Here is a 20,149-nt window from a genome sequence, read left to right on the forward strand (position 1 = left end):
CTTGTTTAGGATTGAAGAGTGAGGCTAGCATTGCGCATCGCCCCCGTTAAGTGCCCGATCTGCAGATAGAACCATCTCTCTACTGACTTTTGTGACAAGAGTGACTATTTCGTGGCCATGACCGATCGTAATCGTAACAAAGGTTTGAAAGAGGCTGTCGACCCTGCGGGGCTTGCGAGCCTGCTTTCACGCGCCAGCCGTGCGCAGAAGGGGCCTGCGCCCGTCGAAAAGTGGAACCCGCAACACTGCGGCAAGATCGATATGGAAATCCGCGCCGATGGAAGCTGGTTTTATATGGGGACTCCGATCGGCAGGCCGGCACTGGTTGAGCTTTTCTCCAGCGTATTGCGGAAGGACGAGGACGGCATAACCTATCTGGTCACGCCGGTGGAGAAGGTGGAAATTCGCGTTGCGGATGCGCATTTCATCGGCGTCGAAATGCACGTCGACGGTGACGGGAGCGGCCGAAGGCTGACCGTGCGCACCAATGTCGGCGATGTGGTGGAGATCGGCAGGGATAATCCTTTGCGTTTTGTCATTGGCGAGGAAACGGGCGGGCTGAAACCCTATCTTCTCGTGCGCGGACGGCTGGAGGCGCTATTGTCGCGTGCGCTTACCTACGAATTGGTCTCGCTTGGCGAAGAGATCGAAGTTGACGGTCGCGACATGTTCGCCATCCGCAGTGGCGGCGAGGTTTTCGCGATCATGCCGGCGGATGAACTGAATAGGTTGTCGGGATGAACGATACGGTTTTCGATGCACCTTTTTCCATGGATGAGTTTCGGCGCCGGCTCGGCGCTGCCGATTTTTCCAGTCGATCCGATCCCTATGGCGATCACAGCCTCAACCCTGGAACGGCGAAAATCCTGACCCGGCGCAAGCTGGTCGATGCGGCCGTGCTTGTGCCCGTCGTCGAACGAGAAAATGGAACTTCGCTCATCCTTACCAAGCGAACCGAGACGCTGCGCAGTCATTCCGGCCAGATCGCTTTTCCCGGCGGTCGTGTCGATCCGGAAGATGCGACCATACGCGATGCCGCCCTGCGCGAAACCGAGGAGGAAATCGGCGTCGATCGGCTGCTGATCGAGGTGATCGCCGATCTTCCGATCTATGTCACAGGCTCTGGCTATTCGATCACGCCCGTCGTTGGCGTTGTCCAGCCGGACTACGTACCGGTTCTAAACGAAGACGAGGTGGCGGATCTGTTCGAAGTGCCGCTTTCGTTCCTCATGGATGCCAGCAATCACGAACGTTCAAGCCTCATCTGGCAGGAGCGTGAACGCTTCTTCCACGTGATGCAGTATCAGGAACGCTATATCTGGGGGGCTACCGCCGGCATCATCCATATGCTCTATGAAAGGCTTTATGCGTGACTATGATGATCGGCGACCGCGCGCCCTGGCTCCAGGACAAAAACTTACAAACACTTCTGGCCATCCTGAGCGAAAGCGGAGAGGAGGCGCGCGTCGTCGGCGGGGCGGTGCGCAATGCGCTGATGGGCGAGCCCGTGCACGAAGTGGATATTGCTTCGACGACCTTGCCGGAGGAAACGGTCGCACGTGCCGGGAAAGCAGGGTTCAAAGCGGTCCCGACGGGCATTGAGCATGGCACGGTCACGGTGGTCATCGATGGCACGCCATACGAAGTTACGACGCTACGCTCGGACGTCGAAACTGACGGGCGTCATGCCAAGGTGAAATTCAGCCGCGACTGGGAAGCGGATGCAAGGCGTCGCGATTTTACGATCAATGCCCTCTATCTTGATCGGAAGGGGCAGGTCCATGACCATGTTGGCGGCGCGGCAGATATCGAAACGAGGACTTTGCGCTTCATCGGCGATCCGGGTGAGCGTATCGAGGAAGATTTCTTGCGTATCCTGCGTTTCTTTCGCTTCTTCGCCCGGTATGGATCGGGTCGTCCGGATGCCGAAGGTCTGAAGGCCTGTGCCCGGTTGAAAAGCGGTCTGACAAGACTTTCGGTCGAGCGCGTCTGGGCGGAACTTTCGAAATTGCTCGCAGCGCCGGATCCGTCGCGCGCCATCCTGTGGATGCGTCAGACGAGTGTACTGACGGCCATTCTACCCGAAAGCGAGAAGTGGGGCATCGATGCCTTTGCCGGTCTGATCGAGACCGAGAGAACGCTCCATTCGGAGCCGGATATACTCCTGCGCCTGATGGCGATCGTGCCGCCTGACGAGGCCCGCATGGTTGCATTGGCCCGCAGGCTGAAAATGTCCAAGCGGGATGAAAAACGACTCGCCAGCTGGGCGTTGACGCCATCGCCGACTGCCGATCTTGGCAGGAGCGGTCTGGCAAAGATGCTCTATCGTGGCGATCCCCAAGCTTTGCGGGATCGTATCATGCTGGCCTATTCCTCCGCACGTTCAGCCGCTGCAAACGATCTTTCGCGGGTTGCGGAAGCCGGGCAAAGGCTGGAGCAAGTCCGCATGGCGCAAACATGGGAAAATCCGGTCTTCCCGGTCTCCGGCGCCGATCTGCTTGAGGCGGGGTTCGTGCGGGGAAAGCCATTGGGAGATGTCCTCAAACGTCTCGAAGAGAGATGGATCGACAGTGGCTTTACATTAACAAAAGACGATCTTCTCGAGGAAGCATACAAGGATAGAAAGTAAAAATCAGCACAAAGAAACATATTCTATTAGAGTAAAAAGGTTTTTTCTTTAGCATTGCCCGGTTCAGGCTGTTTCCCGAAAGGTTTTGACGAAGAATAGCGTCGCTGCCAGTTTTCGACGCGCGGTCGACATCTCCTCCCGTCGATCGCGTTATCTATCATCGAAAATGGGTGTAATATTGATGATCTCTTCTCTTAAATATTCGTTTGGGTTGACGGCCGTTCTGCTTCTCGCCGGATGCGAAACGGGTAGACACGATAATCTCGATCTCGATTTCAAAAAACCGGTTTCCTCACAATGGAACCGGCCCGGCCATCATGAAAAAACATTCTTCGAGAAGCGCGAGGAAATGCGCTTTTATGGCGCCGATTGATTTGCAGTCATAGACAAAGGCCTCGCGGCTTGCGCGAGGCCTTTTGTTTTTCTCCGGAATGCACGTGGATCAGGCGGCGCTTGCCTTGTTGACGATACGCGAGCGGATGGCTTCGACCATGGTTTCGCGTATGATCGTTTCACCGTGCGTATCCCGCATATGTTCGACGGCCTTGCGGATCACTTCCGCCTCGTCCTCGTGACGCGCGTGAAACGGACATCCGGGAACCAGCGTGCCGCAATGAAATTCCTTCATTGTCTTTCTCCAATCCTTTGATGCGAACGAACTCTTCGAGCCGTACGCCCGCCTGGTTTTCTATACAATGAGCATTTCCAATGGTTGAAAACGCGCCGTGCTCCGCGAGAGTTCCGCATTTAGGGCCAGCGCACCGCCGGCGGGAGCGATGAAAGGATCGAGTTGACATTACCGCCCGTTTTCAACCCGAAGATCGTACCACGGTCATAGAGCAGGTTGAATTCGACATAGCGTCCACGCCGGATAAGCTGTTCTTCACGGTCGGCTTCGGTCCAGCTTTCATTGAAATTCTTGCGAACAAGCATGTCGTAGACGAGCATGAAAGAGCGCCCGACATCCTGCACGAAACGGAAATCGGCATCCCAGCCGCCCCTCTCTTCCGGCGCCTTTTGCCAGTCGAAGAAGATGCCGCCAATGCCGCGCGGTTCCTGGCGATGGGGCAGGTAGAAATATTCGTCACACCATTCCTTCATGCGCGGATAGTCGCCAATGCCCGGATGCTTCTCGCATGCGAAGCGCATAGCCTTGTGAAAGAGCACATTATCGGGATCATCCTGGTTGCGGCGTCGGTCAAGCATGGGTGTCAGATCGGCGCCTCCACCGAACCACTGGCGCGTGGTGACCACCATGCGCGTGTTCATGTGAACGGCCGGCACGTTCGGATTCCAGGGATGAGCGATCAGCGAAATGCCCGATGCCCAGAAACGGGGGTCCTCGTTGGCCCCTGGTATCTGATTGCGAAACTCCGGCGAGAATTCACCGTAGACGGTGGAGGTATGGACGCCGACCTTCTCGAAAACGCGACCATGCATAATCGACATGACGCCTCCTCCTCCCCGGCCTTCATCGCGTGCCCAGGGGGTGCGCTCGAAGGAGCCGGGCATCCATGAGGAGTGCTCGCCGGTCACGTCCTGTTCTATCGTTTCGAATTTCGTGCAGATCTGATCGCGCAGGGATTCGAACCAGGCGGTCGCGGTCGCTTTCTTGGCTTCTATGTCGGCGGGCAGACCGGGGGCAATGTCAGGGCGTTCCATGCGCTCGTTCTTCTTTCTCATGCGTGTTCAAGACTGTGTCTATTAACCATGGCGGACAAAAGACTCGTCTTTTTGTAGAATGCGACTTAAACTTTTGCTTGAACGGGTCAAGGAGACGAAAGTGCGCACCCCGTCAAGACCACCGCTTAACAGTCTGAAACAGAGTATGGAAGCAGCCCGCGAAAATGGCAGCAATGCCAAGCGGGATGGATTCGTGCGTGAAACCTTCATCCTTGCGCGTCCGCAGGCCCGCGAGAAGGCGCGCGAATGCTTCGAACGTTGGCCCAGGCCGGCCTACTGGACCGAGATTGAAAGCTGGTTCGAGCGTCCTGGCGATGTTATCGAGTTCACGATCAGGCGCCTGCCGACGGCGGACTGATTTCTCAAATTCTCTGGCGCAAATTAGTGGAAGTTGCGGGCCTAGTCAGGAGCGGCAGAGAACGTGTCTCCGATCTGCCTGATGGCTTCGCCTGTCACCATCGCTGCGCTGATGGCCAGGTTGAGGGAGCGGCCGCCTCCTGGCATGGGAATCGTCAAACGTGCATCGGCAAGAGCGTGCACTTGATCGGGCAGGCCTTTCGATTCCCGACCGAACAGGAGAACGTCGTCGGAACGGAATTCAAAATGCGTATAGGGCAGGGAAGCTTTCGTGGAGAGAATGACCAGTCGGCGCCCCTCGGTTTTCCGCCAGGCTTCGAAAGCGTCGAAGTCGATGTGGCGGGTGAGTGAAGCCAGCTCCAGATAATCCATCCCGGCGCGTTTCAGGTTCCGGTCGGAGACGTCGAATCCTGCCGGCTCGATAATATCCAGTGCAATGCCGAGACAAGCTGCCATGCGTAGCAACGTGCCGGTATTACCGGCAATGTCAGGCTGGAAGAGGGCAAGGCGGATGTTGCGGTGTTCTGTCATGGGCTAAGCTTTTCGTTTTGCGGAAATCGGGTGACCAGACGCAGCCTTCATTCCTGCCGAAGACGCACCTGTTGCATCTGCGCAACAAAATCGCGTTTCTGCCCGGCTGAAAAGAAAGCAGGGTAGTCACTTTTCGCGAATGGGCGTATAAGGCTCATCATTGTCAACCGTCAGTGCGGTGTGCGTTCATTTCAGATGCACAAGGACGTGCTGATTATCCCAACCCGATGCATCGTCTTTCGATGCAGCAGTCTACAGGAGGCGAAGAAATGCGACCATTTCATATTGTGTTCGTTCGGCGCCTCTCACCCATTGTGGGCGGCTTCTGATCGGCGGATTGGGTTAGACTTTTTCGCGCCTCGATAGAGCGCGTTCTGCTTCCAGCAAATAGTCATTGCTCCAGTCCCGCCGGATTAAACCCTCCGGACTGCTTGGGATTGCGACAATGACTCTCCTTCAAAAAGACGCTTTGGCGTCGAAACAACATTACCATTATGCCGCGCGGATCGTGCATGACGATCCGCAGCGCATCGCTTTCGAGATTCTTCATGGGATCAGACGCGAGGAATTGCAAAAGGCGCACCGCGTCCGTCTACCGGACGTTTCGCCGGAGAATGCAATTTTCGTCGTCTCGTCAAATGCTTGGCATGTTCGCCTGGCTAGAAGAATCAAAGCGGTTCTTGGCCTGCCGTGGCGGGCTTTGAAGCACAATAAGAAACAGGTGCGGCAACGCGCAGAAATGATTGGATAAGAGCCATGTTTTCCTGGTTTGAACGACGATTGGATCCGTTTCCTTCGGAAGCACCGGTGGTGCCGACGAAGAAGCTGTTTGCCTTCATATGGCATTATGCAAAGCCGGCGTGGCCCTGGTTGCTTCTGCTCGGCCTCATGTCGATGGGCATCGCGATTGCCGAGGCTGCACTCTACAGCTTCCTTGGCAATATCGTGGATTGGCTGGCGACAGCCGACCGCACCACCTTTCTGGCCGACGAGAGCTGGCGACTGATCGGGATGGGCGCGCTGGTTCTGGTGGGACTGCCGCTGATGGGTGCCGTCCACACGATGACGATGCATCAGACGCTGGCCGGCAATTTCGGCATGATCGCGCGCTGGAAGATGCACCGCTACCTGCTGCGCCACTCGATGACCTTCTTCGCCAACGAGTTTGCGGGACGGGTCTCGACCAAGGTGATGCAGACTGCACTTGCCATTCGCGAAGTCGCGCTGAAGATCATCGACGTGTTCGTCTATGCGATCAGTTTTGTGCTGGCGATGCTTTTCACCGTTGCGTCGGCCGATTTGCGTCTTGTCGTGCCGCTGCTCTTCTGGCTCCTGGTCTATCTTGCCATACTCGCCTATTTCGTGCCGCGGCTGGCCAGGCTTGCGCAGGAGCAGGCGGATGCACGCTCGTTGATGACGGGGCGTATCGTCGACAGCTACACGAATATCACGACGATCAAGCTTTTTTCCCACGCGGGACGCGAGGAAACCTATGCGCGTGACGGCATGAACCTGTTCCTCGGAACGGTACACCGCCAGATGCGCAAGATTTCAGGCTTCAACATCCTGATCGATATCAACAACGCCTTCGTGGTTTTTGCCACGGCAGCACTGGGCATCTATTTCTGGATGACGGGTTCGGTTACCACGGGTGCGGTTGCGGTCGCCATCGGTCTTTCAATGCGCGTCAACGGAATGTCGCAATGGATCATGTGGGAGGTGACTTCGCTGTTTGAAAACATCGGCACCGTCTATGACGGCATGTCGATGATGACAAAGCATCACGACGTGGTCGATGCCAGGGACGCGCCTGCCTTGAAAGCACAGGAGGGTGGTATCGTCTACGAGAACGTGCGTTTTCACTACGGCAAGAACAAGGGCGTTATCGACGATCTGTCGCTGGTCATCAAGCCTGGTGAGAAGGTCGGTCTGGTCGGGCGCTCGGGTGCGGGCAAAACCACGCTGGTCAACCTGCTCTTGCGGTTTTTCGACCTGGAGAAGGGCAGGATCTCGATCGATGGTCAGGATATCGCGTCGGTGACGCAGGAATCGCTGCGCGCGCAGATTGGCATGGTGACGCAGGACACATCTCTGCTGCATCGTACGATCCGTGAGAACATCGCCTATGGTCATCCCGGCGCTTCCGACGACGAAATCATTGCGGCGGCCAAGCGGGCGAATGCCTGGGACTTCATCGAGGGTTTGACCGACATGCATGGCAAGACCGGTCTTGATGCACAGGTGGGCGAACGAGGCGTGAAGCTTTCGGGCGGACAACGCCAACGTATCGCGATTGCCCGCGTATTCCTGAAAAATGCGCCAATCCTCGTTCTCGACGAGGCGACGTCGGCGCTGGATTCAGAGGTCGAAGTGGCTATCCAGGAGAACCTGTTCTCGCTGATGCAGGGCAAGACGGTGATTGCAATCGCACACCGGCTTTCCACGCTGACCGAGATGGATCGCCTGATCATCATGGACAAGGGTAAGATCGTGGAACAAGGATCGCATGACGAACTTGTTGCCACTGGCGGCATTTATGCCCATCTCTGGGCGAGACAATCCGGCGGCTTCATTCTGGATGAGCCGCAGGAACAGGCGGCAGAATGAAATGACGATGCGGGCGGCGCGAGTCGCCCGCTTTTCCCTGCAAACAGAAAGCGGATGAGACATGGAGAGCGACGAGATCGAGCAAAAGGGATTTCTGCGTCGCTTCGAAACGATAATCGACCCTTATGCCGATCCGGGCAGGGCTGTTCTGCCGAAGGATGCGATTCCGTTCATCCTCTATTTTGCCAGGCAGGCCAAAGGGCCTTTCACGGTCCTGCTCATCATAGGCGGCCTGGTTGGTCTGGTTGATGCCGCTCTTTACTGGTCACTTGGCTGGTTGATCGACTTGCTTGATGGATCAAGCCCGCAAACGCTGTTTGCCGATCACGGCTGGCAGTTGCTCGGCATGGCGATGTTGCTGGTCATCATTCGCCCACTCATCATGATCGGGGCGGCCATCATCGAGCTGCAGATGATCTCGCCTGCCTTTTTTGCGCTCGTTCGCTGGCAGAGTTTCAAACGTGTGATCGAACAGCCCTACAGCTTCTATCAAAATGATTTTGCGGGCCGTATCTCCACGAAGATCATGCAGGGTGGCGAGTCGGTCGGCGATTTCATCATCAACATCTTGCAGACCATGTGGTCGTTCCTGACCTTCGTGGTGCTGACGATCTCCATTCTTGCCACCGTCGATCCCTGGATGGGTGTTATCGTGGCGATGTGGATGGGCGCCTATGTCTGGGTGGCAAGGATATTGCTCCCCGAGGTCCGGCAAGCCGGCAAGAACCGCGCAGACCAGAGATCGGTCTTTACAGGCAGGATGGTCGATGCCTTTACCAACATCGTAGCAGTCAAGCTGTTTGACAGCGGACGCCACGAGCATGGCTATATTCGCGAAGGACAAAACGGGCTGCTCCAGGCGGTTCGGCGTTTGGGGCGCGCCATCACAAGGGTGCGCGGTGCTGTCGGTATTATCAACGGCTTTATGATGGCGCTGATCGGCGCGCTCGCTGTCTACCGCTGGACCCTGGGACAAGCGAGCCCCGGCGAAATTGCTGCCGCCATGGGGCTGGTTTTCCGACTCAACCAGATGTCGGGCTGGATGATGTTTAATATTAACGGGCTGATCCGTGATTTCGGCACCATTCAGGATGCTACGAGCACGATTTCCGTCGATCCTGCCATCAAGGACAAGCCGAAGGCAAAAGAGCTTTCGCGCGTGGAGGGCGACCTTCGTTTTGATTCGGTCGATTTCCATTATGGCAAGGGCGCTGGGATTTTCGAGAAGCTCGATCTTCATGTGAGACCGAAGGAGCGCGTCGCATTGGTCGGTCCATCGGGAGCTGGCAAGACGACCATCGTTAATCTAGCGCTTCGTCTGTTCGACGTTGAAAGCGGGCGGGTGACGATAGACGGCCATGACGTGCGCGACGTCACGCAATCGAGCCTGCGCGCGCAGTTTGGCGTTGTCAGCCAGGAGCCAATGCTGATGCACCGCTCGATTCGAGATAATATTGCCTATGGCAAGCCGGAAGCATCCGACGAGGAAATCATTGCCGCGGCAAAAAAGGCGAGGGCTCATGATTTTATTCTGGGAGTTTCCGATCCGAAAGGGCGCAAAGGCTACGACGCGCATGTGGGCGAGCGGGGTGTGAAGCTTTCAGGTGGACAGCGCCAGCGCATCGCGATTGCGCGCATGATCCTGAAGGACGCGCCGATCCTCATCTTGGACGAGGCGACGTCCGCTCTGGACTCGGAAGTCGAAGCGGCAATCCAGGAAAATCTCGCCGACATGATGGAGGGACGCACGGTTATTGCAATCGCACACCGGCTCTCGACCATCGCAGCTCTTGATCGTCTGATCGTGCTCGACAAGGGCCGGATCGTCGAGGAAGGAAGCCATGAAGAGCTGGTGGCGAAGAATGGTCTCTATGCTCGCCTTTGGAAGCGCCAGTCCGGCGGGTTCCTCGCGCAGGCGGCGGCAGAGTAATCTGACAGGCTGGCAATTTGGCTGCTGCCGTTTGCGAAAGAACGAGCACAAGAGGTTTCCGATTCGGAGTCAGATTGTGCAGCGCATAGGTGTTTCGGCGAGCTTGGCGCGTGTCGCGCGCTTCAGATCCAAGCAAACTCTGCAAAACCCGCTCTCTGCCCTGCGTCAATCTGCCCGACCCAGCCTCTGCGACGCTGTCAGGGCTTGACGGATGCGTGAAAGCAAACTCTGATTGTGTAAATCTCTGCCGAGTGCCGGTGGAGACGGAGGGAGCGGGTTGAGGAGCCCGTGGCACGCTGAGGCAGGAGGACCCAAGCGCTGTGAGTACCGACGATAAAGTTGACCCAGGCCGACGCGATTTTCTTTATATCGCAACCGGTGCTGCCGCCGCAGTGGGGGCAGCCGGCGTCGCCTGGCCATTCATCGATCAGATGCGCCCCGATGCATCGACGCTGGCGCTCGCCACCGTCGAGATCGATGTTTCAGCCCTGGAGCCAGGCATGTCGCTGACGGCGAAATGGCGTGGCAAGCCGATCTTCATCCGTAATCGCACCGAAAAAGAACTCGAGGAAGCGCGAGCCGTGCAGCTCTCCGAGCTGAAGGACCCGATTGCCCGAAACGAGAATCTGGCTCCGGATGCGGAGGCGACGGATCTCGATCGCTCGGCGGGAGAGGGTAAGGAAAACTGGATCGTCATGGTCGGCTCCTGCACGCATCTCGGTTGCGTTCCACTTGGTCAGGCAGGCGATTTCAACGGTTGGTTCTGCCCCTGTCACGGATCTCACTACGATACGGCGGGGCGTATTCGTAAAGGGCCGGCGCCGACAAATCTTCTGGTCCCGACATTCGAATTCATTTCCGACACGACGATTCGCATCGGTTAGGGCAGCGCGGTTTCTCGCGCGCCAGCAATGCATCGTTTCGATAGTAAAAAGCGGTGACGACGGGGAGGATACCTCGAAACCGCACTCCGGCCAGACAGGCAGAGGGGGACATTCATGAGCAGTGGACACTCGACCTACACGCCCAAGACGGGCATCGAACGCTGGTTCGACGCCCGTATGCCGCTGCCGCGGCTGGTGCATGATTCCTTCGTGTCCTACCCGGTGCCGCGCAACCTGAACTATGCCTATACGTTCGGCGGCATTCTGGCGATCATGCTGGTGGCGCAGATCATCACCGGTGTGGTTCTCGCCATGCATTACGCGGCCAGCACGGGCGTGGCGTTCAATTCCGTCGAGAAGATCATGCGCGACGTGAACTCCGGCTGGCTGTTGCGCTATATGCACTCCAATGGCGCGTCCTTCTTCTTTATCGCCGTTTATATCCACATATTCCGCGGCCTTTATTACGGCTCCTACAAGGCGCCCCGCGAGCTGCTCTGGATCCTGGGCTGCATCATCTATCTCCTGATGATGGCGACGGCCTTCATGGGCTACGTGCTGCCTTGGGGACAGATGAGCTTCTGGGGTGCGACCGTTATCACTGGTTTCTTCACCGCCATTCCGCTGGTGGGGGAATGGATCCAGCAGCTTCTGCTTGGCGGATTTGCGGTCGATAATCCGACCCTCAACCGCTTCTTCTCGCTGCACTATCTCTTGCCTTTCATGATCGCCGGCGTCGTGGTGCTCCATATCTGGGCACTGCACGTGACAGGGCAGACAAACCCGACAGGCATCGAGATCAAGGCCAAGACCGACACGCTGCCCTTCACGCCTTACGCGACCATCAAGGACGCCTTCGGGATGATCGTGTTTCTCGCGGTCTTTGCCTATTTCATCTTCTACATTCCGAATTATCTCGGTCATCCCGACAATTACATCGAAGCAAATTCGCTCAAGACGCCGGCCCATATTGTGCCGGAATGGTACTTCCTGCCCTTCTACGCGATCCTGCGTGCCGTAACCTTCAACATTGGGCCGATCGATTCCAAGCTCGGTGGCGTGCTTGCCATGTTTGGCGCGATCGCGGTGCTGTTTTTCGTGCCGTGGCTGGACACGTCGAAGGTTCGCTCTGCTGTCTATCGTCCGCTCTACAAGTTCTTCTTTTGGCTTTTCGCGTTCAACGCGCTGTTTCTGGGCTGGTTGGGATCACGCCCGGCGGAGGGTGTCTATGTTGTGCTGTCGCAGGCATCATCGCTGTTCTATTTCGCCTTCTTCCTGATCATCATGCCGGTATTAGGTCTGATCGAGACGCCTAAACGCATTCCAAACTCGATCACCGAAGCTGTGTTGGAGAAAAACCGCAGGACGACGCCCGAAAACGTCGAGCGCGTGGGAGCGGAATGATGCTGAAATTCAAATATGCCGCTTTGGCACTCCTTGGCTTCAGCCTGCTTGGTGCGCCGGTCTCAGCTCAGGAAGAGGCGGAGGGCGAGCACGCCACGCCGCATTATCCTCTGAAGAAGCCGGAACCGATCGACTGGTCCTTCGCTGGCCCTTTCGGCACGTTCGATAAGGGGCAGCTGCAGCGCGGCTTCAAGGTCTATCGCGAAGTCTGCTCGGCCTGCCATTCGATGAGCCTCGTCTCGTTCCGCACTCTGGAGGGATTGGGCTATACCGAGGGGCAGATTCGTACGATCGCGGGTGAATATGAGATTGAGGACGGTCCAAATGCCGACGGCGAGATGTTTACGCGCGCAGGTATACCATCCGACTATTTTCCGTCGCCCTACCCGAATGCCGAAGCGGCAGCAGCGTCCAACAATGGTGCAGCACCACCGGATTTCTCGCTGATTGCAAAGGCGCGCACCGTGGAGCGTGGCTTCCCGACCTTCGTCTACGACATCTTCACCCAGTACGCGGAAGGCGGACCGGATTATATTCATAATCTGCTGACGAGCTACGGCGAGGAGGCGCCGGCCCATGTGGAGATCGCCGAAGGCACGTATTACAATCCGGCCTTCATAGCGGGTCCAGCACTCGCCATGGCGCAACCAATCCAGGACGACCAGGTCACGTATGATGACGGCAGCCCGCAGACGGTCGAGCAATATTCGCGCGATGTCTCGGCCTTCCTCATGTGGGCGGCAGAACCGCATCTGGAAGCGCGCAAGGCCTTGGGCTTCAAAGTGATGCTCTTCCTTGGTCTGCTGGGCGTGCTGCTTTATCTGACCAAGCGTCGTGTCTGGTCAAATGTCGAGCATTGATTGCGAGCAGGGGCCGGTGCATTGCCACCGGCCTTGCGATATCATTTGAAGACGATGAGAGCGCCAGCGGAAATCAGCAATGTGCAGAGCCAGCCGATCAGAACGCCTTCGCTGACTTTGTGTGCGAGCTGCACATTCAATGTGTCGTTAAAGTGTTTTTCATGGCTGCCATTCGCAGAGTACACCGCCGAAATGCCACCTTGAGCGTAAGTGGACGCGGAAGCGTTTGAACTGAACCTGCGAGCGACCAGAACAGATTTTCTGTCTGCAACGGAAAGCGCTAAGATTTGTCCTGCTAGTCCACTGCCTAATACAATCAGATCATATTGATTTTTTAACTGGTCGGATTCGCCCGTGGAAAATCTCGAAAATCTATAATTTCTTTAATTTATTATATTTGAAATTATCTTTTATTATTGGTTCGCGAATAATCCACGCGCAGATATGCTCTTGTAAACGTTGGGTTGCAGGGATGCTAAAGTGGTGCAGGGTGATACGAAATGGTGAGAGGGTTGACGCCGCTTGTCCGGTGGCCCATAGCCTGCGACAAGATTTTCCAGTTGCGACAAGGCTTCATCCATGGGTTTTCAATGCGGTATCGTCGGCCTGCCGAATGTCGGCAAGTCCACACTGTTCAATGCGCTGACCAAGACGGCGGCAGCACAGGCCGCGAACTATCCGTTCTGCACCATCGAGCCGAATACGGGTGAAGTGGCCGTGCCGGATCCGCGCCTGAAGAAGCTGGCTGACACCGCCAAATCCAAGGAAATAATCCCGACCCGTATCTCCTTCGTGGACATTGCCGGCCTCGTGCGGGGGGCTTCGAAGGGCGAAGGTCTTGGTAACCAGTTCCTTGCCAATATTCGTGAAGTCGATGCTATCGTACATGTGCTGCGTTGCTTTGAGGACGACGATATTACTCATGTCGAAGGCCGCATCAATCCGGTAGCCGATGCAGAGGTGGTCGAAACCGAGCTGATGCTGGCTGATCTGGAAAGCATCGAGCGCCGTATCGTGCAGATGCGCAAGCGCGCGCAACTGAAAGACAAGGAAGCGCTAGCAACAGTTCCGGTAATGGAGCGTGTGCTGGAACTTCTGCAGGACGGCAAGCCTGCGCGTCTTCTCCTGAAGGAATTCGCTCCAGATGAGATTGCGATCCTGAACGGGCTCAACCTGCTGACCTCTCATCCTGTTCTCTACGTGTGCAATGTCTCGGAAGGCGAAGCCGCCACCGGCAATGCGCACACCAGGGCCGTCGAGGAGATGGCCGCCAATCAAGGTGCAGGCACTGTTGTCATTTCCGCCGCCATCGAGGCGGAGGTCGCGCAATTGCCGGAAGAGGATGCGCAGGAGTTCCTGAAGGATCTTGGCCTCGAAGAGCCCGGCCTGGATAAGCTGATCCGCGCTGGCTATGACCTCCTGCATCTCATCACCTATTTCACGGTCGGCCCGAAGGAATGCCGTGCCTGGACGATCCGCGTCGGCACCAAGGCTCCGCAGGCCGCGGGTGTGATCCATACGGATTTCGAGCGCGGCTTTATTCGTGCCCAGACCATTTCCTATAATGATTTTGTCACACTGGGCGGCGAAGTCGCAGCCAAGGAAGCTGGCAAGGCGCGCGATGAAGGCAAGGAATACGTTGTGCAGGATGGCGACGTGCTCATGTTCAAGTTCAATACATAGGCTGATGAACGACCGCGCTCTTCCGACGTCGCTTCGACGGGAGTATCCCGACAAGGCCGGCGCTGGACGGTTTATGCCATTTCTAAGGTATACGATATGGAAGGGTGATAAATGCTTCAGGCCTATGTCGTTTCTGGTGGCAAGCTAGTTCCTACCCCTCTTGAGGAGGGCGTAAGGCCTGTCTGGATCGACCTCTTCAACCCCTCCGAAGAGTCTATGCGTACGGCGGAAGTTGCCGTGCCACACATAGAGGTGCCGACGCGCGACGAGATGGAAGAGATCGAGCTCTCTTCCCGCCTCTACGTCTATCAGGGTGCCATTTATCTAACCGCTGTTTTGCCCACGAAAGCCGATACGGATCAGCCCGAACTCGTGCCGATCACCTTCGTGCTTTCCGGGCAGCAATTGGTGACGATACGTTTTCACGAGCCCAAGGCTCTGATGACTTTCGCGCAGCGCACGCAGTTCACGACCATTGCATGCAATGATGGCGAGGACATTCTGATCGGTCTTCTGGAATCGATCATTGAGCATCTGGCCGACCATCTTGAGCGGGTCGGGCGCGAGATCGATCTTGTCGGTCGTGTGATCTTCAACAAGGCCGTCGGTCATTCCTCCAAGCGCAATGACGAGCTTCTTTCGGTACTTCATCAGATCGGCGCCAAGGAGGAATTTGCCTCGCGGATGCGTGAAAGCCTCACCACTCTCGTCCGCCTGCCACCTTTCCTGCTGGTACAGCCCGGGCGTTCCAAGGAAAACAAAGGGCGGCTGAAGTCCGTATCACGCGATATGGATGCGCTGGTGCGCCACGCCGACTTCCTTTCGCAAAAGGTTGCGTTTTTGCTCGACGCGACCCTCGGCATGATCGGAGTTGAACAGAACGCGATCATCAAGATAGTCTCGGTTGCCGCCGTCGTCTTTCTGCCGCCGACGCTCGTCGCCTCGATTTACGGCATGAACTTCGACATTATGCCCGAGTTGAAATGGGCGCTTGGCTATCCAATGGCGCTCGGCATGATGGCGGTTGCGGCGATCTTGCCCTATCTCTATTTCAAGAAGAAAGGCTGGCTCTAGCAGCCAGCCGCCCTCTGTTCAAAGGCGGACAGGGGGTAACCTGTCGCGCATCTTCGCTGGCAGAAGCTTCAGTGCCTGTGCGCGGAAGAATTGCCAGCCAATGCCGATCGTCAGAACAATTATGCCGACAATCAACATTGTCACGTAAGCCATGAAATCCGGCGCTGTGTCGTTGTAGAGCAGTGTCCCGATTGAGATGCCGAGTGACAGCAGGCCCGATGTAACAAAGGCGCGGCGGTCGATGAGAACACCGATTCCCATGAAACAGGCAACAATAGCGATGACGAGGAGCGGCTCTTTGCCATAGAGCACCGTTTCAATGCTCGCATCATGCAGCGCAGGTGAGAGAGTAAAGGACAGCATGGAGCCGAGCAAAGCCGGTGCGGTGATCAGGTGCAGCCAGAAGGCTACATCGGAGCGCCGGGTGACACGAAGGCGATCCGAAAGATCAAATCGCATCGCGAGCGTAAAGAGAGCCAGCGCGGTGACGAGCGCGAGCGACGACATCGCCAGGGGGTGATCGTCGACCATCTGTGGCAGGCCATAGATCATGTCGATCAGCTTCAGCATCGCCACAAAGACAGAGGCAAAAATTCCGGTCAGGATGATGCCAAGCGCGATCGGCGTCTTGTAACGCAGATAATAGGGTAGAAGAAGAACTGGAACGGTGAGGACCATGGCCAGCATTCGGCTCAACGCCTCGTCCAATCCAGCGGTTTCGACAGAATACAACGTCAAACCAGCCGCGCTGACAAACAGGGTGAACAGGACGGACAGCACGACCGCCGGGAGTGCAAGACGCTGCCGCCTCACCAGAATCTCGCTCAGCAGCACACTGGCCAGAATGCCGCCGTATGGTCCTGACACGCCCCAGATGCCGAGGAGGCCAATCACGACGCCGATGGTAATCAAAATATCGTGGAAGCCCCGCACAAAGCGCGGCGCCTCGGTTTCCTCGACTGCCGGCCATTCATCATCGTGCCATGCGCGTAAAGTTTCCGGCTGGGGTCCGAGTTTTTCTTCCAGAAACGGTTCCAGCGTTCGAGCCTGCTCATGGCTGATCAGATTTCGATCCGCCGCACTGGCGAGCGCATTCCTTAAATCGGTCATTAGTGGCTTCCGGTTGTTATACCGCCGCATGTGCAATGATTTTGGTGCGCCGCGCAACAAGGGTTGCGACCGCTCTGGAACCAAGCCGTCTTAAAAGGAACGCAGAACAGCGTCGTCCGGGCAATTTTATCTTGAAGGGTAAAGCGCATCCCGCCATTGTGTGGAGGACAAAATCAGGATGTGCTGTGACGAAAACATTTGCCTATGAGGACCTGCAGCCCGGCGTCCGTATCTCGCTTGGGACGAAGAAGGTCGAAGCCGCAGAGATTATCGAATTTGCCAGCGAATTCGATCCGCAGCCGATGCATCTGGATGAGGAGGCTGGAAAAGCGAGCATTCTTGGCGGGTTGTCGGCGTCCGGCTGGCACACGGCTTCGATGTTCATGCGCCTTTTCTGTGACGGATTGTTGCTGAACTCGACCGGGCAGGGATCGCCGGGCCTCGACTATGCGCGGTGGAAGAAACCCGTTCTGGCTGGCGATACGCTTGAAGCCTTTGTTACCGCAGTTGAGGCGCGGCTGTTGAAATCGCGCCCCGGTGTCGGGGTGGTCACGCTTGAAGGCGAAATGATTAATCAGGAGGGCGAAGTGGTCATGGAACTGCGCAACGCCGTTATGTTCCGCACGCGCGCGGGCGCCGCAGCATGACACAAGACATGTTCCGCATGGACGAGCGTATTCTGCTCGGCAAACATCTGTTTACCGCTGACGATATCATCCGCTTTGCCACGAAATTCGATCCGCAGATTTTTCACCTCGACGAAGAGGCGGCAAAGCAAAGCGTTCTCGGCGGCCTGTGTGCTTCCGGCTGGCATACTGCCTCGCTTTGGATGCGCTACAACCTCGCCGCAATGCGGAGCGAGCCGGGGCCGCAATTCGGCCCTTCGCCAGGGATCAAGAACTTGAAATGGATCAAGCCTGCCTATGCCGGCAGCACCGTCACCTATTATCGCACCTCGAAGGCAATCCGGCCGTTGGCCAGCCGCCCTGGCTGGAGCATGCTGACCGGATTGGCGGAAGCCGAAAACCAGGATGGGGAGCTGATCTTGTCCTTCGAGACGGCGGTGCTGGTGAGGATGGCCTAGATAAGGGAGGGGAGACAGGCTCTCAACGGATGGGGCTTGCTTCTTTACGTTTCTGCGCGAGATCATGACGGCAGCAAGCGGTTACAATGCCGGCCTGTATATTACCGAGAACGGCCGCTGGGTCTTGGCGCCAGGCGAAGTCTTTCGAAAAGCTTCGCGTGTCTGTTTTGTGGCGCAATCGAGGAATGGATTTGTTGCTCAATCGCCTTCGAAGGACAGGAGCGTATGGACGGGAACACCCAACGCTTCGAGCTTCCTGCGGCCCCCGAGATCCGGCAAGTCGATGACGAAGCAGGCCGCGACGATTTCGGCGCCAAGCTGGTTTAGGAGTTTGGCAGCGGCTTCCGCCGTGCCACCCGTAGCAATCAGGTCGTCTACGAGAATAACGCGTTCGCCTGGTTTGACCGCGTCCTTGTGCATCTCCATTTCGTCGATGCCGTATTCCAGACTATAGGCAACGCGGACCGTTTCATGCGGTAGCTTGCCCTTCTTGCGGATCGGAACGAATCCGGACGAGGTCTGGTGCGCTATGGCGCCACCCAGGATGAAGCCGCGCGCCTCGATACCGGCGATCTTGTCGACCTTGGAACCAGCAAAGGGTTGCACCATTTCGTCGACGGTGCGGCGGAAGGCGCGAGCATCGCCAAGCAGCGTGGTAATATCGCGGAACTGGACGCCAGGCCTCGGATAATCCGGAATGGTGCGGATGGCGTTGAGCAGCGTCTGTTGCAGCGGAGAGTTCATCGATATTTCCCGGATGATTACGCACAAGGTTCTAACGTGGCTTTGCAACCGCGCCAATGCCTAACACGGCATTGTCTCATTGAAGGATGGAAATCAGCTTTTTTTGGACAGAAGTTTTGCAAGCATTTCCGCCATGGGTCCTTTTGTAGGGATTTCGATCTGCGGCTTGTTGCTGCGGGCTTGGCGAATGTGGCTCTGCTTCTTGGCTTCGGGTTTGGTCGTGTCGGCGGCTTTGCCGTTCAGCGACAGCTTGTTGAGAAAGCCGGCTGCGTCGTCCTTGACCAGAAGCTCGACATGATCGGCCATGGCATCGAGCAGGGGAGCAAGCCATTCCTGATCGGCCTTGGCAAAATCGCCCAGTACATGATTGTGTACGCGTGTCTTGTCGCCTGGATGGCCGATGCCGATACGCACGCGCTGATAATCCGCGCCGCAATGCGCGTCGAGCGACTTGATGCCGTTGTGACCGCCGGAACCGCCACCGCGCTTCACGCGCACCTTGCCGGGCGCAAGGTCCAACTCGTCGTAGAAGACGGTGAGAGCGTCGTTGCCGAGCTTGTAAAAGCGCATCGCCTCACCGACGGATTGGCCGGACAAGTTCATATAGGTGAGGGGTTTGATGAGAAGGATCTTTTCGCCGCCAATGCGACCTTCGGCGATATCCGCCTGAAACTTCCTGGACCAGGAGGAAAATCCATGGCGGCGCGCAATTGCGTCCGCCGCCATGAAACCGACATTGTGCCGGTTGTTTTCATATTGAGCACCCGGATTGCCGAGCCCTGCGAAAATCAGCATGGCATCATTCTCCGGGTGGTCGCCAGTCTTAGTCTTCCGACTTTTCGTCAGCTGCTTCTTCGCCTTCGGCAGCGTCGTCGGCCGCGAGCGGGAGCGTGCTGGTGATGGTGGCGATGGTGAAGTCGCGGTCTGAGATGACCGGCGTCACACCCTTAGGCAGCTTGACAGCCGAGATGTGAACCGAATCGCCGATGTCGAGGCCGGTAAGATCGACAGTGATCGCTTCAGGAATGTCATTGGCTGCGCAGAGAAATTCAACATCGTGACGAACGATATTGAGCGCGCCGCCGCGCTTCAGGCCAGGCGACTTTTCTTCGTTCTCGAAATGGACCGGAACGGCAACCGTAACGGTGGTATTTTTCGAAACGCGCAGGAAATCGACGTGGACCAGCGTGTCGCGGACCGGATCGAGCTGGTAGTCCTTCGGAAGAACCTGGTACTTCTTGCCGCCCGCAATGATGGTTGCGATGGTGGTTTTGAAACCGCCGGCGTGCAGACGCAGCGTGGTTTCCTTGGCAGGGATAGCAATGGAAATCGGTTCCTGCTTGTCACCATAGATGACAGCCGGAATCTTGCCGTCGCGACGAAGAGCACGGGAGGACCCCTTACCAACCCGTTCGCGCGTCTCGGCCTGGAGCTCATAGGTATCGTGGCTCATGGCTTGACCTTTCAAGTGTTACTGGAGCATCCGCAGAGGGCTTCTGTGCCTTCTGAGAACGGAAAGTGCTGTGCAGGGATGAAATCCGCGCCGATGCGCTTTCGGCCGCGTTGCCT

At 56.9% G+C, this 20,149-nt stretch carries 23 protein-coding genes; 15 read left to right on the top strand and 8 right to left on the bottom strand.

Going from position 1 to position 20,149, the window contains the following annotated elements:
- The first annotated feature begins 117 nt into the window (after nt 1-117).
- The 4 genes from IE151_RS04110 (at nt 118) to IE151_RS04125 (ending at nt 3,002) form a co-directional block, all read left to right on the top strand.
- On the top strand, nt 118-741 hold the full coding sequence (locus tag IE151_RS04110) for a DUF1285 domain-containing protein (RefSeq protein WP_189488369.1): 624 nt from the start codon (nt 118-120) through the stop codon (nt 739-741).
- Nucleotides 738-1,373, top strand: coding sequence for a CoA pyrophosphatase (locus IE151_RS04115; RefSeq protein WP_189488170.1), 636 nt, complete (start codon nt 738-740; stop codon nt 1,371-1,373). Before IE151_RS04110 ends, IE151_RS04115 begins: the two co-directional genes overlap by 4 nt.
- Nucleotides 1,370-2,629 (top strand): CCA tRNA nucleotidyltransferase, encoded by a 1,260-nt coding sequence (locus IE151_RS04120; protein ID WP_244636598.1) that lies wholly within the window; start codon nt 1,370-1,372, stop codon nt 2,627-2,629. Before IE151_RS04115 ends, IE151_RS04120 begins: the two co-directional genes overlap by 4 nt.
- A gap of 181 nt (nt 2,630-2,810) precedes the next feature.
- Nucleotides 2,811-3,002, top strand: coding sequence for a hypothetical protein (locus IE151_RS04125; protein WP_189488171.1), 192 nt, complete (start codon nt 2,811-2,813; stop codon nt 3,000-3,002).
- Between the two features lie 69 nt (nt 3,003-3,071).
- On the opposite strand, the gene IE151_RS04130 is transcribed toward IE151_RS04125, so the two are convergent.
- Both IE151_RS04130 and hemF read right to left on the bottom strand, forming a co-directional pair.
- A complete protein-coding gene (locus IE151_RS04130) occupies nt 3,072-3,257 on the bottom strand; it encodes a DUF1059 domain-containing protein (RefSeq protein WP_189488172.1) in 186 nt (61 codons plus the stop codon).
- A 119-nt stretch (nt 3,258-3,376) separates the two neighbouring features.
- Entirely contained in the window at nt 3,377-4,291 is a 915-nt protein-coding gene (gene hemF / locus IE151_RS04135) for an oxygen-dependent coproporphyrinogen oxidase (protein WP_189488173.1), read from the bottom strand.
- A gap of 121 nt (nt 4,292-4,412) precedes the next feature.
- Here hemF and IE151_RS04140 point away from each other — a divergent pair, with 121 nt between their 5' ends.
- Complete coding sequence (locus IE151_RS04140) at nt 4,413-4,670, top strand: hypothetical protein (protein WP_189488174.1); 258 nt, start codon at nt 4,413-4,415, stop codon at nt 4,668-4,670.
- Between the two features lie 41 nt (nt 4,671-4,711).
- Here IE151_RS04140 and IE151_RS04145 read toward each other — a convergent pair whose 3' ends face one another.
- A complete protein-coding gene (locus tag IE151_RS04145; protein WP_189488175.1) occupies nt 4,712-5,200 on the bottom strand; it encodes a tRNA (cytidine(34)-2'-O)-methyltransferase in 489 nt (162 codons plus the stop codon).
- Between the two features lie 394 nt (nt 5,201-5,594).
- Here IE151_RS04145 and IE151_RS04150 point away from each other — a divergent pair, with 394 nt between their 5' ends.
- The 6 genes from IE151_RS04150 to IE151_RS04175 all read left to right on the top strand — a co-directional run bounded on the left by IE151_RS04150 (nt 5,595) and on the right by IE151_RS04175 (nt 12,885).
- A complete protein-coding gene (locus IE151_RS04150) occupies nt 5,595-5,951 on the top strand; it encodes a hypothetical protein (protein WP_189488176.1) in 357 nt (118 codons plus the stop codon).
- 5 nt (nt 5,952-5,956) lie between these two features.
- Entirely contained in the window at nt 5,957-7,807 is a 1,851-nt protein-coding gene (locus IE151_RS04155; RefSeq protein ID WP_189488177.1) for an ABC transporter ATP-binding protein, read from the top strand.
- Nucleotides 7,808-7,868: 61 nt separating this feature from the next.
- Nucleotides 7,869-9,737, top strand: coding sequence for an ABC transporter ATP-binding protein (locus IE151_RS04160; RefSeq protein ID WP_189488178.1), 1,869 nt, complete (start codon nt 7,869-7,871; stop codon nt 9,735-9,737).
- Nucleotides 9,738-10,057: 320 nt separating this feature from the next.
- Nucleotides 10,058-10,621, top strand: a complete 564-nt coding sequence (gene petA, locus IE151_RS04165) for a ubiquinol-cytochrome c reductase iron-sulfur subunit (RefSeq protein WP_189488180.1) — start codon at nt 10,058-10,060, stop codon at nt 10,619-10,621.
- Between the two features lie 114 nt (nt 10,622-10,735).
- On the top strand, nt 10,736-12,025 hold the full coding sequence (locus tag IE151_RS04170) for a cytochrome b (protein WP_189488182.1): 1,290 nt from the start codon (nt 10,736-10,738) through the stop codon (nt 12,023-12,025).
- Nucleotides 12,022-12,885: a cytochrome c1 gene (locus IE151_RS04175; RefSeq protein ID WP_382344724.1), complete on the top strand. Its 864-nt coding sequence runs from the start codon at nt 12,022-12,024 to the stop codon at nt 12,883-12,885. The genes IE151_RS04170 and IE151_RS04175 overlap by 4 nt, the downstream gene beginning before the upstream one ends.
- 41 nt (nt 12,886-12,926) lie before the next feature.
- Here the strand turns inward: IE151_RS04175 and IE151_RS17930 are convergent, their stop codons facing one another.
- On the bottom strand, nt 12,927-13,205 hold the full coding sequence (locus IE151_RS17930) for an FAD-binding protein (protein WP_189488375.1): 279 nt from the start codon (nt 13,203-13,205) through the stop codon (nt 12,927-12,929).
- A 259-nt stretch (nt 13,206-13,464) separates the two neighbouring features.
- Here IE151_RS17930 and ychF point away from each other — a divergent pair, with 259 nt between their 5' ends.
- Together ychF and IE151_RS04190 are read left to right on the top strand one after the other, a co-directional pair.
- The gene (gene ychF / locus IE151_RS04185) at nt 13,465-14,568 is read left to right on the top strand and encodes a redox-regulated ATPase YchF (protein ID WP_189488184.1); all 1,104 of its coding nucleotides are present in this window, start codon (nt 13,465-13,467) and stop codon (nt 14,566-14,568) included.
- Nucleotides 14,569-14,679: 111 nt separating this feature from the next.
- Complete coding sequence (locus tag IE151_RS04190; RefSeq protein WP_189488186.1) at nt 14,680-15,642, top strand: magnesium transporter CorA family protein; 963 nt, start codon at nt 14,680-14,682, stop codon at nt 15,640-15,642.
- 18 nt (nt 15,643-15,660) lie between these two features.
- Here the strand turns inward: IE151_RS04190 and IE151_RS04195 are convergent, their stop codons facing one another.
- Nucleotides 15,661-16,752, bottom strand: coding sequence for a hypothetical protein (locus IE151_RS04195; RefSeq protein ID WP_189488188.1), 1,092 nt, complete (start codon nt 16,750-16,752; stop codon nt 15,661-15,663).
- 185 nt (nt 16,753-16,937) lie between these two features.
- Here IE151_RS04195 and IE151_RS04200 point away from each other — a divergent pair, with 185 nt between their 5' ends.
- Both IE151_RS04200 and IE151_RS04205 read left to right on the top strand, forming a co-directional pair.
- Nucleotides 16,938-17,399, top strand: a complete 462-nt coding sequence (locus IE151_RS04200; RefSeq protein ID WP_244636599.1) for a MaoC family dehydratase — start codon at nt 16,938-16,940, stop codon at nt 17,397-17,399.
- Nucleotides 17,396-17,836 carry a MaoC family dehydratase gene (locus IE151_RS04205; protein WP_382344725.1) on the top strand — a complete coding sequence of 147 codons (441 nt, stop codon included), beginning with the start codon at nt 17,396-17,398 and terminating at the stop codon, nt 17,834-17,836. Before IE151_RS04200 ends, IE151_RS04205 begins: the two co-directional genes overlap by 4 nt.
- 198 nt (nt 17,837-18,034) lie before the next feature.
- On the opposite strand, the gene IE151_RS04210 is transcribed toward IE151_RS04205, so the two are convergent.
- The 3 genes from IE151_RS04210 to IE151_RS04220 form a co-directional block, all read right to left on the bottom strand.
- Nucleotides 18,035-18,580, bottom strand: coding sequence for an adenine phosphoribosyltransferase (locus IE151_RS04210; protein WP_189488192.1), 546 nt, complete (start codon nt 18,578-18,580; stop codon nt 18,035-18,037).
- Between the two features lie 93 nt (nt 18,581-18,673).
- A complete protein-coding gene (gene pth / locus IE151_RS04215; protein ID WP_189488194.1) occupies nt 18,674-19,375 on the bottom strand; it encodes an aminoacyl-tRNA hydrolase in 702 nt (233 codons plus the stop codon).
- Between the two features lie 28 nt (nt 19,376-19,403).
- Entirely contained in the window at nt 19,404-20,033 is a 630-nt protein-coding gene (locus IE151_RS04220) for a 50S ribosomal protein L25/general stress protein Ctc (protein WP_189488195.1), read from the bottom strand.
- Nucleotides 20,034-20,149: the final 116 nt, after the last annotated feature.

This window comes from Limoniibacter endophyticus, from assembly GCF_014652835.1.
Taxonomy (GTDB): domain Bacteria; phylum Pseudomonadota; class Alphaproteobacteria; order Rhizobiales; family Rhizobiaceae; genus Limoniibacter; species Limoniibacter endophyticus.

What these genes read in the sequence shown, in the direction of transcription:
- IE151_RS04110 (WP_189488369.1), top strand. Translation starts at nt 118, where the DNA reads ATGACCGATCGTAATCGTAACAAAGGTTTGAAAGAGGCTGTCGACCCT.
- IE151_RS04115 (WP_189488170.1), top strand. Translation starts at nt 738, where the DNA reads ATGAACGATACGGTTTTCGATGCACCTTTTTCCATGGATGAGTTTCGG.
- IE151_RS04125 (WP_189488171.1), top strand. Translation starts at nt 2,811, where the DNA reads ATGATCTCTTCTCTTAAATATTCGTTTGGGTTGACGGCCGTTCTGCTT.
- IE151_RS04130 (WP_189488172.1), bottom strand. Translation starts at nt 3,257, where the DNA reads ATGAAGGAATTTCATTGCGGCACGCTGGTTCCCGGATGTCCGTTTCAC.
- hemF (WP_189488173.1), bottom strand. Translation starts at nt 4,291, where the DNA reads ATGGAACGCCCTGACATTGCCCCCGGTCTGCCCGCCGACATAGAAGCC.
- IE151_RS04145 (WP_189488175.1), bottom strand. Translation starts at nt 5,200, where the DNA reads ATGACAGAACACCGCAACATCCGCCTTGCCCTCTTCCAGCCTGACATT.
- IE151_RS04155 (WP_189488177.1), top strand. Translation starts at nt 5,957, where the DNA reads ATGTTTTCCTGGTTTGAACGACGATTGGATCCGTTTCCTTCGGAAGCA.
- IE151_RS04160 (WP_189488178.1), top strand. Translation starts at nt 7,869, where the DNA reads ATGGAGAGCGACGAGATCGAGCAAAAGGGATTTCTGCGTCGCTTCGAA.
- IE151_RS04170 (WP_189488182.1), top strand. Translation starts at nt 10,736, where the DNA reads ATGAGCAGTGGACACTCGACCTACACGCCCAAGACGGGCATCGAACGC.
- IE151_RS04175 (WP_382344724.1), top strand. Translation starts at nt 12,022, where the DNA reads ATGATGCTGAAATTCAAATATGCCGCTTTGGCACTCCTTGGCTTCAGC.
- ychF (WP_189488184.1), top strand. Translation starts at nt 13,465, where the DNA reads ATGGGTTTTCAATGCGGTATCGTCGGCCTGCCGAATGTCGGCAAGTCC.
- IE151_RS04190 (WP_189488186.1), top strand. Translation starts at nt 14,680, where the DNA reads ATGCTTCAGGCCTATGTCGTTTCTGGTGGCAAGCTAGTTCCTACCCCT.
- IE151_RS04195 (WP_189488188.1), bottom strand. Translation starts at nt 16,752, where the DNA reads ATGACCGATTTAAGGAATGCGCTCGCCAGTGCGGCGGATCGAAATCTG.
- IE151_RS04205 (WP_382344725.1), top strand. Translation starts at nt 17,396, where the DNA reads ATGACACAAGACATGTTCCGCATGGACGAGCGTATTCTGCTCGGCAAA.
- IE151_RS04210 (WP_189488192.1), bottom strand. Translation starts at nt 18,580, where the DNA reads ATGAACTCTCCGCTGCAACAGACGCTGCTCAACGCCATCCGCACCATT.
- pth (WP_189488194.1), bottom strand. Translation starts at nt 19,375, where the DNA reads ATGCTGATTTTCGCAGGGCTCGGCAATCCGGGTGCTCAATATGAAAAC.
- IE151_RS04220 (WP_189488195.1), bottom strand. Translation starts at nt 20,033, where the DNA reads ATGAGCCACGATACCTATGAGCTCCAGGCCGAGACGCGCGAACGGGTT.